Source organism: Microbacterium profundi, from assembly GCF_000763375.1.
Taxonomy (GTDB): Bacteria; Actinomycetota; Actinomycetes; order Actinomycetales; family Microbacteriaceae; genus Microbacterium; species Microbacterium profundi.
The window spans coordinates 2,091,457-2,106,975 of record NZ_JPSY01000001.1; the positions used below are offsets into that span (position 1 = coordinate 2,091,457).

Below are 15,519 nucleotides of genomic sequence, written 5' to 3' on the forward strand. Positions count from 1 at the left end.
GGAAAATATCCGGCGAAATAGTGACTATGCAGATATTATTCCACCATGGAGGATGCTGTCGACCGTCAGATCATCACGGAGATCTCGCGCGATGCCCGAGCGACCCTGGCCCAGCTGTCCGAGGCCGTCGGGCTCTCGAGCTCGGCCGTGCAGTCGCGGCTGCGCAGGCTGGAGTCGCGCGGTGTGATCAGCGGGTATCGTCCGATACTCGATGCGGAAGCGCTCGGCAAGCCGCTGTCGGCGTTCATCGAGATCACTCCGCTCGATCCTGGTCAGCCCGACAACGCCCCAGAGCTGCTCGAGTCGTTCACGGAGATCGAAGCGTGCCACTCGATAGCGGGCGATGCCAGCTACATGCTGTTCGTGCGGGTGGCGTCACCGCGCGCGCTGGAGAAGCTGGTGAACGAAGTGCGCCTCGCGGCGAACGTGCGCACCCACACCACCGTCGTGCTGCAGACGTACTACGAGAACCGCCCGATCGCAGTCGAGAGCGCCGACTGATCACGAGTACCACCAGGGCGACACCGATCCTCGAGCGGCTGAAGGCCGGCTGCGATCTCGGCCGCGGTCACGGCAAGGACAGCAACCCCCACCCGTAGGCGCATCGGGGCGCCGACTAAGATCTCGAGGGTGGCAGCATCCTCGAAGCGCAAGACATCGGCATCCAGACCGAAGCCGGTTCGCACCAGCGGCAACCCGGCTCGCCGGCCCATCGTCGAAGCGCCGCCGATCACGGCTCGCGACTGGATCGGCGCCGCACGCCTTCGCACACTGCCCCTCGCCGTCGCCCCGGTCGTCATCGGAACAGGTGCTGCGCAACTCGTGGATCGCGAGCTGCACTGGGTGATCGCTCTGGCGTGCCTTGCGGTGGCCGTGCTGATCCAGATCGGCGTGAACTTCACGAACGACTACAGCGACGGCATCCGGGGCACTGACGACCATCGCGTCGGGCCCGCTCGTCTCACTGCGTCTGGCCGTGTGCGTCCGCGCAGCGTGCTGATCATCGGTCTGGCGTTCTTCGCGCTCGCAGCCCTCGTCGGGCTGGGGATCGTCATCCGCACGGGTCAGTGGTGGATGCTGGCCGTCGGCGCCGTGTGCATCGTCGCGGCCTGGTTCTACACCGGCGGCAAACGACCGTACGGATACTTCGGGCTCGGCGAGGTGTTCGTGTTCGTGTTCTTCGGTCTGGTCGCGACGCTCGGCACCACGTGGGTGCAGGCGTTCCAGCTGCCCCAGGAGGCATGGCTCGGCGCCGTCGCGGCAGGGCTCTTCGCCTGCGCCGTGCTGCTCGCCAACAACCTGCGCGACATCGACCAGGACCGCGAGGTCGGAAAACGCACCCTCACCGTGCTCATCGGCCGCCGCGCGACGAAGATCGTCTACACGGTGTTCATGGTCGTGCCGTTCCTCATCGCCGCATTCATCGCGCTGCTCTATCCGATCGCCTGGCTCTCGCTGCTGGCGCTGCTCGCGGGCCTCCCGGCGATCATCATCGTGTGGACGTACCGTCAGTCACGTGAGCTCGTCGTCGCCCTCGCCCTCACGTCACTCACCGCGCTCCTGTACGCGGGCGCGCTGTACTGGGCTTTCGTCGGCTGAGCGGTCAGTCCTGCTTGGCGGAGGTGCCCGGGTTCGTGCCGGAGGCGGTGTCCGCGGCGTCGTCGAGCGCAGTATCCTCAGCGTCGGCATCCTCCGCGGCGGCGCTCGACCGACCCTGCGTCGTGCGCGACTCGCGGCGCTCATAAATCTCGGATGACGCGCCCGAGAGGGGTCCGCGCAGGAACAGGATCGAGATGCTCATGCCGATCAGCGCGGCGAAGATCACTGTGAGCCACCAGAGCTCTCGCATGATCGGGAAGAAGAACCACATCACCGCGAGTGGCACGAGGAACGCGAGCAACCGCAGCACGGAATAGACGAGGAGGGGTGGCAACTTCATCCCTCCAGTCTAGATCGCGGCGAAACGTGCCGTCATCGGGTGACTCATAGGGTTATCCCAGGCACGGTTCCTGGTCACAGATGTCACGGCCGGGTAACGTCGATGACATCGCGGCGATCCGGGTGGTCCCGGGCTCCAGTTCATACCTGAGAGCGTTGCGGGTTCGACTCCCGCCGTCGCGTCTACTTCAGACCGACCACAAAGTAGAGAATGGCGGCGGAAGGGTCAGCCTGGACGCAATCGCTAGACTTGATTCATGTCCAATCGACCCGTGAAGCAGTCAACGGGCCGGGTCGCGCTCGATCGGACCGCAGCCGAGGAACTCGCGCGCACGCTGCGTGCGGTAGCTGATCCTACGCGACTTCAGATCTTGAGCATTGTTCTCGGCTCGGCAGAAGGACGAGCTACTGTCGGACAACTCGCGGATACGCTGATGCTGAGCCAGCCGACCGTGACCCACCACGTGCGCATTCTCGTCAGCGACGGGTTTCTGAAGCGCGAGCAGGCAGGAAAACTGGGGTGGCTCTCGGTTGATCCCGGTCGACGCGCGGCGGTGGAAGACTTCTTAAGATGAACGAGCAGCCGCGGCATCGCGTCGGGCGGCCACTTGACCCGCAGGCAGCGCGCGAACGCGCCGCGCAGGTCGCGGTGCTGGGCAACCCTGACACGTTGCGGGTGCTCAGCGCAGTCGCATCCGGTGTCACCGCGGCCGAATTGGCTGACGCGCTCGATCTCGAGTTGGGCGTCGTGGAGGCCGCGATGGAGTCTCTGCGTCTGACGCGTCTTCTGCAGCGAGATGGCGACGAATGGGTTCCGTCTGCCGACGCATGGGTGCGCTTCGGTCGGTTGCTGTCTAATGACTCGGCCGACCTGCCCGAAGTGCGGCCCGCTGTGGCGCTGCCTCGAGGAGTCGCGACGGTGGTCTCCGATTTGGCCTACAGATTCAGCTCGACGTTCAGTCGCGAGACGGTGGCGAGTTATGTGGGGCAGAGCTATCTCGTGTTGGCACAGAGGACGCGAGTGCCCGAGCACCTGCTGACGATGACGGCTCGGTACGCCGCCGATCGTCTGGATGCCCTCGCCTCCGCACAGGGACTGGTCTTGCGCGATACGCCCGAAGTTCTGTTCGTGTGCGTGCAGAATGCTGGGAGGTCACAGATGGCAGGTGCGTTCCTGCGGCATCTTGCGGGCGATCGAGTCCATGTGCGCACTGCCGGTTCCGCACCCGCCGAAGCGGCTCACCCCCGCGTCGCAGCGGCGATGGAGGAAGCCGGAATCGAGCTGTGGGGCGAGTTCCCGAAGCCTCTCACTGATGAAGTCGTGCGTGCGGCCGACTACGTGATCACGATGGGGTGTGGGGACGCGTGCCCCGTCTTTCCTGGACGGCGCTATCTCGAGTGGGAACTGGCTGATCCGTTGGAACTCGACGACGCCGGCCTACGCGCGGTGCGCGATGACATCCGTGCACGGGTGCTCGACCTGATGACAGAGCTGGGAGTCGATGGTCAGGACGCGAGCCGGTAGCCTGCCACCCGCACGGTCTCGATGAGTGCTTGTGCGGGGGCGAACGCCGCCAGCCGTGCACGCAGTTTCGTCATCGCGACCCGTACCGAGGCATGGGGGTCTTCCAGGTCGGAGCCGAAGGCGAGGGCGAGGGCGTCGATGCTCACACTCTCCGGGTATGCACGAATGATCTGGTGCAGGAGCTCGAACTCCCGCGCGGGCAGGAGCAGCGCCTGGTCTCGCCATCGAAGGCTGCGGTGTGGGATGTCGAGAGTCAACTCGCCGATGGTGAGGATTCGCTCTATCGGGCCGGTCCGCGGGTGCAGCCGCGCGACGTCACGCAGTCGCTGTGGAGTCATCGGCAACCGCACAGTGCCGCGCACTCCCGCTTTCATCGCGCCGGCTATCGTCGCCGTCGCGGTGGTATCGGAAACACCGAGGAAGATAGATCCGCTGCACACAGGCTGGGCGATCTGCAGGATGGCGCTGAGCTGCGCGAAGGCTTCGCCGCCGGCGAGGATGAGCGAGGCGTCGTCATCGTGAGCGAGATCGGCGAGGGCGCCGACGATCTCTGGGTGGATTGTGATCGGCACTCCCGCGTGCCGGAATTCGGCGAAGCTGCCCCGGAGGATATCGGTGCTGTTGCCGTGTACGACGAAGCGGGCGTTGCCGGTCCGGGGGATGTCGCTCATCCGAACCGTCCACTGATGTAGTCCTCGGTGCGCTGATCCTGAGGCTGCTCGAAGATGTTCTTGGTGAGGTCGTATTCGACCAGCACCCCGGTGCGGTCGCCGGTGGTGTCATCGGCGAGGGCCGTGAAGAACGCAGTCCTGTCGGCCACGCGCGCCGCTTGCTGCATGTTGTGGGTGACGATGATGATCGTGTAGTCCTGGCGCAGGTCGTACATCAGATCTTCGATGCGGGATGTGGCGATGGGGTCGAGCGCGGAGCAGGGCTCGTCCATGAGGATCACGTCGGGGCGTACGGCGATGGTGCGAGCGATGCACAGTCGCTGCTGCTGACCTCCGGAGAGACCGAACGCCGACTGCTTGAGCTTGTCCTTCACCTCGTTCCACAACGCCGAGCGGGTGAGGGCTTCTTCGACGAGATCGTCCATGTTGTCGACCTTCATACCGGTGACGCGGGGGCCGTAGGCGATGTTGTCGTAGATGGATTTCGGGAACGGGTTCGGTTTCTGGAATACCATGCCGATGCGCCGGCGAACCTCGATCGGGTCGACGCCCTTTGCGTAGATGTCTTCCTCTTGGAAGAGGACATTGCCCTCGACGCGGGCGCCGTCGACGAGGTCGTTCATCCGATTCAAAGAGCGCAGGAGGGTGGATTTGCCGCATCCGGAGGGACCGATACCGGTGACGGCGCGGAAGTCGCTGTAGTAGACGTTGACGTCTTCGCAGCGGATGAGTCCGCTGGGGGTGTGGGCAAGGCGTCGTGATTCGGCGGCGTGGAAGTGGGTGTGCGCTGTGGCAGCGTCTGTGGGGGTGCTCATGGTTACCACCGTTTCTGGAATTTGTTGCGGATGAAGATGGCGAGGGCGTTCATAAGGATGAGAACGGCGAGCAGAAGGATGCTGGTCGCGCCGGCGAGCTCGTGGAATCCCTCTTGTGGTCGCCCGGTCCAGTTGAAGATCTGAATCGGCAAGGTGGTGTAACCACTGAGGAGCCCGTTCGGATCGAAGGTGATGTAGACGAGAGCACCGAGTACGAGGAGTGGTGCGGCTTCGCCGAGGGCTCGGGACAGGGCGAGGATCGAACCGGTGGCGATTCCGGGGACGGATGCGGGGAGCACCTGCCGCCACGTCGTCTGCCATGGCGTCGCGCCCAGTGCCAGGGAACCGTCGCGGATCTCGCGGGGCACGGCACGGAGGGCTTCCCTGGTGGCGATGATGATGACCGGCAGGATGAGCAGCGTCAGCGCGAGCGCCCCACCGATGACGATGTTCTTGTTGGTGACACCCAACATGGACAAGAACGCGAGAGCGAGCAGGCCATAGACGATCGACGGGACAGCGGCGAGGTTCTGCACGTTGAGCTCGACGAACTTGTTGAACCAGCGTTTCCGGTCGGCGAACTCTTCCAGGTGCACGGCGGCGGCGATGCCCAGGGGCAGAGTCAGTACAGCGGTGGTGCCGATCGCCCAGACAGAGCCGAGGATGGCGGGGCGAGCTCCGGCTTCTTCAGGGTCGGCGGAGGGGAAGTTCGTTATGAGGTTCCAGGAGAGCTTGTTCTGTCCGGTGAGGAAGATGGTCACCAGCAGGGTGATGAGGACCGCGAACGCGACGAACAGCGAGAACCACAGCAGCAGAAGGAACAGAAGCGCGGTGGGGCGCATCTCTCCGTTTCGGCCCGTAGCGAGTGGGCGGGACGCGTGGATCACGCGGGGCGGGGTGGTTGTCGGCGCGGACATCAGTAGGCCTCCCGGAATCGGCGCACGAAGCGGATGCTGATGAAGTTAATGAGCAGCGTGATGAGGAACAGCAGCAGCCCGACGGCAAACAGCGTGTTGTATTCCAGGCTCCCGACGCGGGAGTCCCCGAGCGCGGCGTTCGCAATGAAGCCAGTCATCGTCTGTCCCTGCTCAAGCGGGTTGCTCACCATCTGTGCCTGGCTGCCGGCGGCGATCGCGACGATCATCGTTTCTCCGACCGCGCGGGAGATCCCCAGAACGACGGCGGCGACGATGCCTGACAGCGCCGCGGGGAAGACAACACGGAGAGTGGTCTGCATACGGTTGGCGCCGAGAGCGGCGCTTCCCTGTCGCAGTGCGCTGGGAACGGCAGACATCGCATCCTCCGCGATCGAGGCGATGGTGGGGATGATCATGACACCCATCACAAGGCCAGCGGCGAGAACGCTGAACGCACCCGTCGGCAGTTGGAGCCAGTCGCGGAGTACCGTGCCCTGGACGAACTGAAGGGCGAAGAACCCGTAGACGACGGTAGGAATGCCGGCGAGAATCTCCAGCAACGGCTTGAGTATCTTGCGGACGCGGGGTTTGGCGTACTCCGCGAGGAGGATCGCGGCGCCGAGACCGAATGGCACGGCGACGAGGAGTGCGATCACCGTCGTCCATAACGTGGCGGTCACCAGGGGCAGGACACCGAACGAGGCGTCGGCGAATCGGGGGGCCCAGCGTGTGCCGAAGAGGAACTCGAGCACGGGCACTTCGGCGAAGAAGCTCAGCGACGGAATCAGCAGCGCGATGAGGATGCCGACCGTCGTGATGACAGTGATGCCGGCCGCCACGCGCAAACCGAGCTTGATGAGGAACTCACCGGGCCGGCGGCGTCCAGCGAATGATGCGGAGGGGGCGGGGGCCCGACCAGTGGCCGGACCCCCTGTCCGCTCAGAGACGGTGGTCATGAGAATCGTCGTGAGCGGGCGGATCAGCCGAGGGATGCGAGCTCGTCCGAGGCCGTGGTGACCTGCTCCTCGGTAAGGGGGACGAACAGGGCGCGCTCGGCGATGTCGAGCGAGTTCGCGACGTAGAAGTCGACGAACGCCTTCACCTGTTCCTTTTCAACGTAGGAGGCGTTGTTGACGTAGATGAACAGCGGACGCCCCAGCGGGGTGTACGTGCCGTCCTGAACGGTCTCCGTGCTCGGCATCACACCGTCGATCATGGCGGCCTTGATGACCCCCTCGTTCTCTTCGACGTAGCTCAGGCCAAGGAACCCGATCGCGCCGACGTCGCCCGAGACGCCCTGGACCGTGATGTTGTCGTCCTCCGAAGGGCTGTAGTCGGTACGAATCGCGCCTTCTTCACCGTTGATCGCGTCAGTGAAGTAGTCGAACGTCCCAGAGTCGGTGCCCGCACCAAAGAGCGTGATGGCCTGGTCGGGGAAGCTTGAGTCGACCTGGTTCCAGTTGGTGATCTCACCCTCGGCTTCCGGGCCCCAGATGGTGTTGAGCTGCTCGACGGTGAGATCCTCAGCCCAGTCGTTCTCCGGATTGATGATGACCGAGAGCCCGTCGTTGGCGGCGACGATCTCGGTGTACTCGACACCCGCGGCTTCGCACTCCGCGGCTTCTTCGTCCTTGATCGGACGGGACGCGTTGGAGATGTCGGTCTCGTCGGCGCAGAAGGACTTGAACCCGCCGCCGGTGCCGGACGTTGCGACGGAGACGTTCACACCGGACTCCTCGTCGCCGAAGAGGTCGGCTGCCGCCTCGGTGAGCGGGGCAACGGTCGACGAACCGTCGGTGGTCACCGAACCGGACAATCCGCTTGCGGAGCCGCTCGATCCGCCGGAGTCGCCTTCCGCGGGTTGTCCCCCGCAGGCGCTCAGCGTGAGCGCGCCGATGACGACCAGCGCCGTGGACGCGAAGATCTTTGCTGTGGTCTTTCGCACGATTGCTTCCTTCATCTCAGATACGTGTCAGGCAGCCAGTGGACCGCCTCAAATAGATGGTTGTCTATCCGACGTATTCATAGAAGGTCATCTATGTGAACGTGAGGTGAACGAACGTGGAAGAGCTCTCCTGAGTTACCGCGTCAGGAGAACCGGGCGAAGACGAGCGAGAGCGCAGCGAGGGCGACGGCGATGAGCGCCATGGCCGAGTAGGAGCCGGTCGCGACCGCGAGGCGCGGTCCGAGGGCGGGCCCGAGCGCACCGACGAGGGTGATGGGCGCAGCGAAGACACCGTTGATGGCCCCGTAGTTGTGCGTGCCCCAGCGGTCTGCGACGGCTGAGCCCTGCACGAGCGTCTGTGCACCGCGGACGGCGCCGGCGGCGATGCCGATCGAGATGAGTAGCCACGGCGGTCCAGGGACGAGTGCGAGGAGAGCGAGGAACGCGACGCTGAGCCCGGCCGTGGCCGCAAGCGGGATCCAGGGGGCTGCGGTGTGCGGGATGGCGACATAGAGGAGGCGGCCGATCACCTGCCCTGCGCCGAGGAGGCCGAGTGCCCAGGCTGCGAGCTCATAGCTCAGGCCCTTCTCGGTGAACAGCGGGATGAGGGCGAGCGTGACGCTGAACAGCGCTGCCGCCAGGGCGAGCATGGACAGTTCCAGCATCCAGAAGTGTCGGGTCCGGATGACCGTGCTCACGGTATGCGCCTGGACGCCGTCGTCGTGCGCCATCGGTGTCCACGCGCGCTCGAGACCGAACCAGTGCAGTGGCACGGTGGTGACAAGCAGGACTCCGGCGAGAAGCAAGAACGTCGTTCGCCAATCCGTCACGGCGAGAAGACCGGCGACGATGGGGGCGAAGACCGTGGAGGCGAGACCGCCGGCCAGGGTCAGGATCGTCATCGCGCCACGTCGGCGCGACCCGTACCTGCGGGCGATGACGGTGAAGGCCGCCTGATAGAGCACCGCTGATTGCGCGATGCCCGCGATGACCCACCCGATGGTGAACACGGCGAGATCCGGTGCCATCACGACGACGATGAGCCCGGCGGGGCCGACGACGCTGCCGATGGTCATGATGAGTCGTGGGCCGCGCGCATCGAGCCACCGGCCGACGAACACCCCCGCGGCCGCGGATGCGATCAGGCCTGACGAGAATGACAGGGTCACCAGGGCGACGGGCCAACCTGTATCGGCTGCGATCGCAGGGGACGCGACGATGAGCGCATAGAACAGGATGCCCCAGCTGATGACCTGCCCTACGGAGAGCGCGGCCAGCCGACCACCAAGGCGGGGTGGCGCGTCCACTCCCGTCATGCGGAGCGGAGCGCGTCGGCGGCCGCTTCCAGAGCGCCGTCGTTGAGGGCGAAGTACGCCCACTTGCCACGTTGTTCCCGCGTGACGAGGCCGGCATCCGTGAGGAGCTTCATGTGATGGGAGACGGTCCCCTGCGAGAGGCCGACGGGCTCCGTGAGGTCGCAGATGCATGCCTCGCCGCCAGCGCCGGCCGCGATCAACGACAGCAGCCTGACCCGAGTGGGATCGCCGAGCGCCTTGAACACGCGTGACACCCGCTCCGCATCCTCAGCGGTGAGCGAGGATGTGATGCGCGGCACGCAGCAGGTGTTCGCTTCGATGGTGGTTGGCAAGCTCACGGGGCTAGTCTGACACGTATTGACATTCTTCGATAGATGCGGAACTCTTTTCGTATCGAAGAACTTCGATTTGAGGAGATGTGATGGATGAGCTTCCAGTTGTCGTGATCGGGGCGGGCCCGCAGGGGCTTGCCGCAGCGGCGCATCTTGCCGAACGCGGTGTGGACGTCGTTGTCCTCGAGCGTGGCGAGGGGCCCGCAGCGGCAGTATCGGAATGGGGCCATGTACGGCTCTTCTCGGCATGGCCGGAACTGACCGATGCGGCGGCACGACGTCTCCTCGAATCCACTGGCTGGAGTGCCCCAACGTCGGGGTGCCCGACCGGTGCGGAATGGGTGAACGAATACCTCGCGCCGCTCGCCGGCGTTCTGCGGGAGCAGGTGAGATACGCCACGACCGTGACGGGCATCGCTCGTCAAGGGCGTGACAAGGTCGTCGACGGCGGACGCAAGAGCCAGCCCTTCATCGTGCACGCGGTCGACCGAGACGGCAATGAATTCCGCCTGGGTGCCCGGGCCGTCATCGATGCAAGCGGCACGTGGGGTCTTCCCAACCCGGCGGGCAGCGATGGATTCCCGGCGCTCGGTGAGTCGACGGCGTCGGCCTCGATCTCGTACCGCATCCCTGACGACGTGTCCGAGCTCGCCGGGGCGCATGTCGTCGTCGTGGGCGCCGGGCACTCCGCCACGCACGCCGTGCTGCGCCTGGGCGAACTGACCAGGCGATCGCCCGGTACCCAGGTCACGTGGCTGCTGCGTCGCGGGAGCGCGACGAATGTCTTCGGTGGCGGGCTCGGCGATGAGCTCCCGGAGCGCGCAGCGCTCGGCTCGCGCGCCCGCAAGATGATCGATGAGGGTCTGGTGAACCTGGTCACCGGATTCCGGGTCGCGGAAATCAGTCAAGAGGATGAGGCGTTGACGGTCATCGCCGAGGACGGACGCGAGGTCGCGGGTGTCGCTCATGTGTTCGCTCTGACCGGGTTCCGACCGGACACCGAGATGCTGCGCGAGCTGCGTATCAGCCTTGACCCGGCTCTCGATGCCGTCGCCGGGATCGCCGCGGAGATCGACCCGAACATCCACTCATGCGGATCGGTGGGGGCCACCGGCGCCAGGGAGCTCGCCCAGCCGGAGCAGGGCTTCTTCATCGTCGGAGTGAAATCGTACGGCCGCGCGCCGACGTTCCTCGCGATGACGGGATACGAGCAGGTACGAAGCGTCACCGCGCAGATCGCGGGAGATCACGAGGCCGCCGCACGCAACGAACTCGTCCTTCCCGATACTGGCGTGTGCGGTGGATCCGGCGACTTCGACGACAACGCGGGAAGCTGCTGTGCAGCCCCGGCTCCGGCCTTGGTGCAGATCGGGTTGCGTCCCGTCACCGTCGGCTGATCGTCACGTCACGAAGGGCTGGGGTCCCCGGGGAGGAGGGCCCAGCCGTTCGTGTCCTCAGCCCGCGAGACGCGCAGCGAGCCCGCGCACGCTCTCATTGACAGCATCGCGCAGCTCGCGCACTCCGTCGGCTTCCCAGTTCGTTGGATCAGGGAACGACCACTCGACGAGTTCTCCGCGCACCGGGCCTGGTAAAGACAGGCCCGGCTTCATCAGTACCACGACATCAGCGGCGTCGAGATCTCCGGCCGTCACCGCACGCGGATGTGCGGCGCTCGTGTCGATGCCGAGTTCTTGCAATGATGCCGCGACCGCCGGGTTGATCGCCTCGGCCGGGTTGATCCCCGCGCTTGTGGCCACCAGGTGCTTGTCTCCGACATGGGCGAGCAGGTGGGCGCCCAGCTGCGAACGCCCCGCGTTGTGAGTGCAGATGAACAGGACGGTCTTGGGCTGGGTCGTCATTTCGCGGCTTTCTCGGAGGAAGGAAGAGGGTGTGCTGCATTGGCATGATCCGCTCGTCGGGTGACGGGCAGGTGAACTCCTCTTCTGTATGGTTTGCTTTCGGTATCGACGAATGTCAATATAGACACATGTCGATTCAAGAGGTTGAGCTGGTCATCATCGGTTCCGGACCTGCCGGGTACACCGCTGCGGTCTATGCCGCTCGTGCGGGACTTGAGCCGGTCGTGCTCGCGGGTTCCGTGACTGCGGGTGGTGCACTGATGACGACGACCGAGGTGGAGAACTTCCCCGGGTTCGTCGACGGTGTGCAGGGGCCGGAGTTGATGGAGTCGATGCGAGCGCAGGCCGAGCGCTTCGGCGCACGCATCCTGCTCGAGGACGCCATCCGCGTCGATCTCGACGGCCCGATCAAGATCGTCGAGACCGGCGGCGGAGAGACGATCCACGCCCGCGCAGTCATCCTCACGATGGGGTCCGCCTATCGCAAGCTCGGACTGCCCGAAGAAGACCGGCTGACCGGCCACGGACTCTCGTGGTGTGCGACGTGTGACGGGTTCTTCTTCCGCGAGCAGGAGATCGTCGTCGTCGGCGGTGGCGACTCCGCGATGGAGGAAGCACTGTTCCTGACGCGCTTCGCATCGAAGGTCACCGTCGTGCACCGCCGCGAAGAGTTCCGCGCCTCGAAGATCATGGCGCAGCGGGTACTCGACCACCCGAAGATCGACGTCGCCTGGAACAGCGAGGTCGCAGGCATCATCGGCGCCGAGAAGGTGCACGCTGTCGCCCTCCGCGACACCGTCACCGGAGCAGAACGCGAGCTTTCGGCAACCGGGGTATTCGTGGCCATCGGGCACGACCCGCGCTCCGAACTGGTCACTGGGATCATCGACACGGACGCCGACGGATATGTGCTCGTCGAACATCCTTCCACCCGCACGAACCTTCCCGGAGTGTTCGCGGCTGGCGACCTGGTCGACCACACCTACCGTCAGGCCATCACCGCTGCGGGCACCGGATGCGCCGCCGCGCAGGACGCCCAGCACTACCTATCCGCTCTGGACGAGAGCACCACGTTCGAACTCGAGACCGAGGAGGTGTTCGCATGAGAAGCCCCGCATCTGTCACCGACGCCACATTCCAGACCGAGGTCCTCGATGCGGATCTCCCCGTAGTCGTGGACATCTGGGCCACCTGGTGCGGCCCGTGCAAGCAGATCGCACCTCTGTTGGAGCAGCTCGCAGTCGAGTACGACGGCCGGATCAAGATCGTCAAGCTCGATGCCGACCAGAACCCGGCGGCGGTAGTGGCCGCCGGCGTCACCTCGATCCCCACCCTGAGTTTCTATAAGAACGGTGTCCGCAACGACATCCTCATCGGTGCACACCCGAAGACTGTTATCACCGAGAAGATGGAGGCGCTGCTCGCATGAGTGCTGTAACCGTTCCCGCGCCGACGTCGACGACGCGACGCCTGTCCACCCTGGACCGCTGGCTGCCGCTGTGGATCGGGCTCGCCATGGTCGGCGGCATCCTCCTCGGGCGCTTCGTTCCCGGCGTATCGCCGCTGCTCGCGAGCCTTGAAGTGGGCGGGATCTCTATCCCGATCGCTCTCGGCCTGCTGGTGATGATGTACCCCGTCCTGGCGAAGGTCCGCTACGACAAGGTCGCGGCGGTCACCGGCGATAAGAAGCTGCTCATCTCCTCGCTCGTGCTGAACTGGCTGATCGGCCCCGCGCTGATGTTCGCACTCGCCTGGATGTTCCTGCCAGATCTGCCGGAATACCGGACGGGCCTGATCATCGTCGGGCTCGCCCGATGCATCGCGATGGTCGTCATCTGGAACGACCTCGCCTGCGGAGACCGCGAAGCCGCCGCCGTGCTCGTCGCGGTCAACTCGGTGTTCCAGGTCTTCGCGTTCTCACTGCTCGGCTGGTTCTACCTCACCGTCCTCCCCGGATGGCTGGGGCTGGACTCGCAGGGGCTGGACTTCTCCGTCGGGGCGATCGCGCTGAACGTGTTCGTCTTCCTCGGCATCCCGTTGCTGGCCGGATTCGCGTCCCGCTTCATCGGCGAGCGCCGAAAGGGCCGCGACTGGTACGAGGAGAAGTTCCTGCCGAAGATCGGCCCGTGGGCCCTCTACGGGCTGCTGTTCACCATCGTGCTGCTGTTCGCCCTGCAAGGCGAACAGGTCACCTCCCGCCCGCTCGACGTGGCGCGGATCGCACTGCCGCTGCTGGTGTACTTCGCAGTCATGTGGTTCGTCGGACTCTTCACCGGCAAGGCTCTCGGCCTCGGATACGCACGCTCATCGACGTTGGCGTTCACTGCAGCCGGCAACAACTTCGAACTCGCGATCGCGGTGGCCATCGGCACCTTCGGTGCCGCGTCCGGCCAGGCCCTCGCAGGCGTCGTCGGCCCGCTGATCGAAGTGCCTTTGCTCGTGGGGCTCGTCTACGTCTCGCTCTGGGCAGCCAGGCGCTGGTTCCACACCGATCCATACGCCGCAGCTCCATACGCCGACGTGAGGACGCCATCATGAAGGTCACTTTGACCGCTGAAGACACCTGCAGTCCGGTCGCCTCGCACGCGATAGGGCAGGACGCGGCGTCATCCGTCGCAGCCACATTGAAGGCGCTCTCTGACCCCCTGCGCCTGCGGATGTTGTCCGCGATCGCCTCCAACCCCCGCGGCGAGTCCTGCGTCTGCGATCTCGCCGAGCTCGCCGAGGTGTCACAGCCGACCGTGTCGCATCACCTGAAGGTGCTCAAGGACGTCGATGTGCTGACGTCCGAGCGCCGCGGCACCTGGGTCTGGTACAAGATCCACCCGAACCGCCGCCGCGCCGTCACCACACTGTTGGACTCCTTCGCGCCGGCTACGGTCGCCGGTCCGGCTTCCGATGGTGCATCGGAAGAGTCGCTCCGGCCCGACTTCGACGCCCGTGTGACCCGTCTCGCTGATGAACTGTTCGCCGACATTCCCGAGGTGGACGAGGCCGTCGTCCTCACTGTCGTCCGCGAGTCGTACACAGCCCTCGCGCGCACCGCCAGGGTGACCTCGGCGCTGATCCCGCTCGCAGAGCGTTTCGCCAGGCAGCGACTGAGCGATCTCACCCGCGACCGCGACACGGCAGTCCCGCAGGTGCTGTTCGTCTGCGTCGCCAACGCCGGCCGCTCGCAGCTCGCCGCCGCACTCGTCAATCAGCTCGCCGGTGGCAGGGTCGTCGCGCGCTCGGCCGGATCCAGCCCCGCCGACGTCATCCACCCGCACGTGCGCTCGCTGCTCGCCGAGATCGAGGGCGACGCGGCCGCCGAGCGATTCCCGAAGCCGCTGACCGACGACGCCGTCAGGGCAGCGGATGTCGTCATCACGATGGGCTGCGGGGATGTGTGCCCGATCATCCCCGGCGTCCGCTACGACGATTGGGCTGTCGGTGACCCGGCCCTCGCCTCGCGCGAAGGCGTCGAAGCCATCCGCGATGACATCACCGCCCGCGTGCGTGCCCTTGTCCAGGAACTACTCGAGGAGACCTCATGACCGACACTGCCACCAAGCCCTCCGTCCTGTTCGTCTGCGTCCACAATGCCGGTCGCTCTCAGATGGCGGCCGGATTCCTCCGCGACATCGCCGGCGATCGCATCGAGGTGCGCTCCGCAGGATCCGTGCCGGCCGACCGGATCAACCCCGTCGCGGTCGACGCGATGGCCGAGCTCGGCATCGACATCACCGCCGAACAGCCCAAGGTGCTCACCACCGAAGCGGTGCAGGCCTCTGATGTCGTCATCACGATGGGCTGCGGCGACGCCTGCCCGTTCTTCCCGGGCAAGCGCTACGAGGACTGGAAGCTCGACGACCCGGCAGGCCAGGGCATCGACTCGGTGCGCCCGATCCGCGATGAGATCAGGGCGCGCATCGAGACGCTCGTGGGTGAACTGGTCCCTTCCGGTCGGAACTGACAGCAGACAGGGCGCGAGGCCCGGAGATCACGTGGGTGACGCGACCTGACGGCAGATCCGTCCCGCGGGACACGTCAGGAGCGTTCCGTCCCGACGCGCTGCGCACCTGCCGGAAACGATCGTTTTCGGCAGACGTCTAATCAGATGGGACTTTGCATGGCGTAAGGTCCACAGTGCCTGCAGATCCGCAGGTCAGTGACATCCCCCATGTTCGGTCGCCTCGACAATTCACCATCTTGAACGCTG

19 protein-coding genes and 1 tRNA gene are annotated in these 15,519 nt (G+C 65.6%); 11 read left to right on the plus strand and 9 right to left on the minus strand.

What is annotated here, in order from left to right; genetic code table 11:
- Positions 1–45 precede the first annotated feature (45 nt).
- Positions 46–501 (plus strand): Lrp/AsnC family transcriptional regulator, encoded by a 456-nt coding sequence (locus tag JF52_RS0109950; protein WP_033106006.1) that lies wholly within the window; start codon positions 46–48, stop codon positions 499–501.
- Between the two features lie 129 nt (positions 502–630).
- The gene (locus tag JF52_RS0109955; RefSeq protein ID WP_033106007.1) at positions 631–1,599 is read left to right on the plus strand and encodes a 1,4-dihydroxy-2-naphthoate polyprenyltransferase; all 969 of its coding nucleotides are present in this window, start codon (positions 631–633) and stop codon (positions 1,597–1,599) included.
- 4 nt (positions 1,600–1,603) lie between these two features.
- On the opposite strand, the gene JF52_RS0109960 is transcribed toward JF52_RS0109955, so the two are convergent.
- Entirely contained in the window at positions 1,604–1,939 is a 336-nt protein-coding gene (locus JF52_RS0109960) for a DUF4229 domain-containing protein (protein WP_033106008.1), read from the minus strand.
- Positions 1,940–2,048: 109 nt separating this feature from the next.
- Between JF52_RS0109960 and JF52_RS17270 the strand changes: the two genes are divergently transcribed.
- The 3 genes from JF52_RS17270 (at position 2,049) to JF52_RS0109970 (ending at position 3,463) form a co-directional block, all read left to right on the plus strand.
- A tRNA-Met gene (locus JF52_RS17270) sits at positions 2,049–2,121 on the plus strand.
- Between the two features lie 74 nt (positions 2,122–2,195).
- On the plus strand, positions 2,196–2,513 hold the full coding sequence (locus JF52_RS0109965; protein WP_033106009.1) for an ArsR/SmtB family transcription factor: 318 nt from the start codon (positions 2,196–2,198) through the stop codon (positions 2,511–2,513).
- On the plus strand, positions 2,510–3,463 hold the full coding sequence (locus JF52_RS0109970; RefSeq protein ID WP_234001304.1) for an arsenate reductase ArsC: 954 nt from the start codon (positions 2,510–2,512) through the stop codon (positions 3,461–3,463). Before JF52_RS0109965 ends, JF52_RS0109970 begins: the two co-directional genes overlap by 4 nt.
- Here JF52_RS0109970 and JF52_RS16540 read toward each other — a convergent pair.
- From JF52_RS16540 to JF52_RS0110005, 7 genes are all read right to left on the minus strand, one after another.
- The gene (locus JF52_RS16540) at positions 3,445–4,134 is read right to left on the minus strand and encodes a winged helix-turn-helix domain-containing protein (RefSeq protein ID WP_052166875.1); all 690 of its coding nucleotides are present in this window, start codon (positions 4,132–4,134) and stop codon (positions 3,445–3,447) included. The two genes, JF52_RS0109970 and JF52_RS16540, sit on opposite strands and share 19 nt — an antisense overlap.
- Positions 4,131–4,862, minus strand: a complete 732-nt coding sequence (gene pstB / locus JF52_RS0109980; protein WP_084595799.1) for a phosphate ABC transporter ATP-binding protein PstB — start codon at positions 4,860–4,862, stop codon at positions 4,131–4,133. The genes JF52_RS16540 and pstB overlap by 4 nt, the downstream gene beginning before the upstream one ends.
- Before the next feature lie 89 nt (positions 4,863–4,951).
- Positions 4,952–5,791 (minus strand): phosphate ABC transporter permease PstA, encoded by an 840-nt coding sequence (pstA, locus tag JF52_RS0109985; RefSeq protein WP_234001305.1) that lies wholly within the window; start codon positions 5,789–5,791, stop codon positions 4,952–4,954.
- A 74-nt stretch (positions 5,792–5,865) separates the two neighbouring features.
- Entirely contained in the window at positions 5,866–6,822 is a 957-nt protein-coding gene (pstC, locus tag JF52_RS0109990) for a phosphate ABC transporter permease subunit PstC (protein ID WP_033106011.1), read from the minus strand.
- Between the two features lie 23 nt (positions 6,823–6,845).
- A complete protein-coding gene (locus JF52_RS0109995) occupies positions 6,846–7,811 on the minus strand; it encodes a PstS family phosphate ABC transporter substrate-binding protein (RefSeq protein ID WP_234001306.1) in 966 nt (321 codons plus the stop codon).
- A 143-nt stretch (positions 7,812–7,954) separates the two neighbouring features.
- A complete protein-coding gene (locus JF52_RS0110000) occupies positions 7,955–9,127 on the minus strand; it encodes an MFS transporter (protein WP_033106013.1) in 1,173 nt (390 codons plus the stop codon).
- Complete coding sequence (locus tag JF52_RS0110005; RefSeq protein ID WP_084595741.1) at positions 9,124–9,465, minus strand: ArsR/SmtB family transcription factor; 342 nt, start codon at positions 9,463–9,465, stop codon at positions 9,124–9,126. Before JF52_RS0110005 ends, JF52_RS0110000 begins: the two co-directional genes overlap by 4 nt.
- Positions 9,466–9,548: 83 nt before the next feature.
- Between JF52_RS0110005 and JF52_RS0110010 the strand changes: the two genes are divergently transcribed.
- Positions 9,549–10,856: an FAD-dependent oxidoreductase gene (locus JF52_RS0110010; RefSeq protein WP_152594855.1), complete on the plus strand. Its 1,308-nt coding sequence runs from the start codon at positions 9,549–9,551 to the stop codon at positions 10,854–10,856.
- Positions 10,857–10,913: 57 nt separating this feature from the next.
- Here the strand turns inward: JF52_RS0110010 and JF52_RS0110015 are convergent, their stop codons facing one another.
- Positions 10,914–11,318, minus strand: a complete 405-nt coding sequence (locus JF52_RS0110015; RefSeq protein WP_033106015.1) for an arsenate-mycothiol transferase ArsC — start codon at positions 11,316–11,318, stop codon at positions 10,914–10,916.
- Between the two features lie 128 nt (positions 11,319–11,446).
- On the opposite strand from JF52_RS0110015, the gene trxB reads away from it, so the two are divergent.
- From trxB to JF52_RS0110040, 5 genes are read left to right on the plus strand one after another with little or no spacing between them, the layout of a single operon-like run.
- The gene (gene trxB / locus JF52_RS0110020; RefSeq protein WP_033106016.1) at positions 11,447–12,424 is read left to right on the plus strand and encodes a thioredoxin-disulfide reductase; all 978 of its coding nucleotides are present in this window, start codon (positions 11,447–11,449) and stop codon (positions 12,422–12,424) included.
- Positions 12,421–12,747, plus strand: a complete 327-nt coding sequence (gene trxA / locus JF52_RS0110025; RefSeq protein WP_033106017.1) for a thioredoxin — start codon at positions 12,421–12,423, stop codon at positions 12,745–12,747. Before trxB ends, trxA begins: the two co-directional genes overlap by 4 nt.
- On the plus strand, positions 12,744–13,856 hold the full coding sequence (gene arsB, locus JF52_RS0110030; RefSeq protein ID WP_033106018.1) for an ACR3 family arsenite efflux transporter: 1,113 nt from the start codon (positions 12,744–12,746) through the stop codon (positions 13,854–13,856). Before trxA ends, arsB begins: the two co-directional genes overlap by 4 nt.
- Positions 13,853–14,854, plus strand: a complete 1,002-nt coding sequence (locus tag JF52_RS0110035) for a metalloregulator ArsR/SmtB family transcription factor (protein WP_033106019.1) — start codon at positions 13,853–13,855, stop codon at positions 14,852–14,854. Before arsB ends, JF52_RS0110035 begins: the two co-directional genes overlap by 4 nt.
- Complete coding sequence (locus tag JF52_RS0110040) at positions 14,851–15,273, plus strand: arsenate reductase ArsC (RefSeq protein WP_033106020.1); 423 nt, start codon at positions 14,851–14,853, stop codon at positions 15,271–15,273. Before JF52_RS0110035 ends, JF52_RS0110040 begins: the two co-directional genes overlap by 4 nt.
- Positions 15,274–15,519 lie beyond the last annotated feature (246 nt).

Bases quoted from the DNA above. Each gene is read 5' to 3' on its own strand.
- JF52_RS0109950 (WP_033106006.1), top strand. From the start codon at position 46: ATGGAGGATGCTGTCGACCGTCAGATCATCACGGAGATCTCGCGCGAT.
- JF52_RS0109960 (WP_033106008.1), bottom strand. From the start codon at position 1,939: ATGAAGTTGCCACCCCTCCTCGTCTATTCCGTGCTGCGGTTGCTCGCG.
- JF52_RS0109965 (WP_033106009.1), top strand. From the start codon at position 2,196: ATGTCCAATCGACCCGTGAAGCAGTCAACGGGCCGGGTCGCGCTCGAT.
- JF52_RS0109970 (WP_234001304.1), top strand. From the start codon at position 2,510: ATGAACGAGCAGCCGCGGCATCGCGTCGGGCGGCCACTTGACCCGCAG.
- JF52_RS16540 (WP_052166875.1), bottom strand. From the start codon at position 4,134: ATGAGCGACATCCCCCGGACCGGCAACGCCCGCTTCGTCGTACACGGC.
- pstA (WP_234001305.1), bottom strand. From the start codon at position 5,791: ATGCGCCCCACCGCGCTTCTGTTCCTTCTGCTGCTGTGGTTCTCGCTG.
- pstC (WP_033106011.1), bottom strand. From the start codon at position 6,822: ATGACCACCGTCTCTGAGCGGACAGGGGGTCCGGCCACTGGTCGGGCC.
- JF52_RS0110000 (WP_033106013.1), bottom strand. From the start codon at position 9,127: ATGACGGGAGTGGACGCGCCACCCCGCCTTGGTGGTCGGCTGGCCGCG.
- JF52_RS0110010 (WP_152594855.1), top strand. From the start codon at position 9,549: ATGGATGAGCTTCCAGTTGTCGTGATCGGGGCGGGCCCGCAGGGGCTT.
- JF52_RS0110015 (WP_033106015.1), bottom strand. From the start codon at position 11,318: ATGACGACCCAGCCCAAGACCGTCCTGTTCATCTGCACTCACAACGCG.
- trxB (WP_033106016.1), top strand. From the start codon at position 11,447: ATGTCGATTCAAGAGGTTGAGCTGGTCATCATCGGTTCCGGACCTGCC.
- trxA (WP_033106017.1), top strand. From the start codon at position 12,421: ATGAGAAGCCCCGCATCTGTCACCGACGCCACATTCCAGACCGAGGTC.
- arsB (WP_033106018.1), top strand. From the start codon at position 12,744: ATGAGTGCTGTAACCGTTCCCGCGCCGACGTCGACGACGCGACGCCTG.
- JF52_RS0110035 (WP_033106019.1), top strand. From the start codon at position 13,853: ATGAAGGTCACTTTGACCGCTGAAGACACCTGCAGTCCGGTCGCCTCG.
- JF52_RS0110040 (WP_033106020.1), top strand. From the start codon at position 14,851: ATGACCGACACTGCCACCAAGCCCTCCGTCCTGTTCGTCTGCGTCCAC.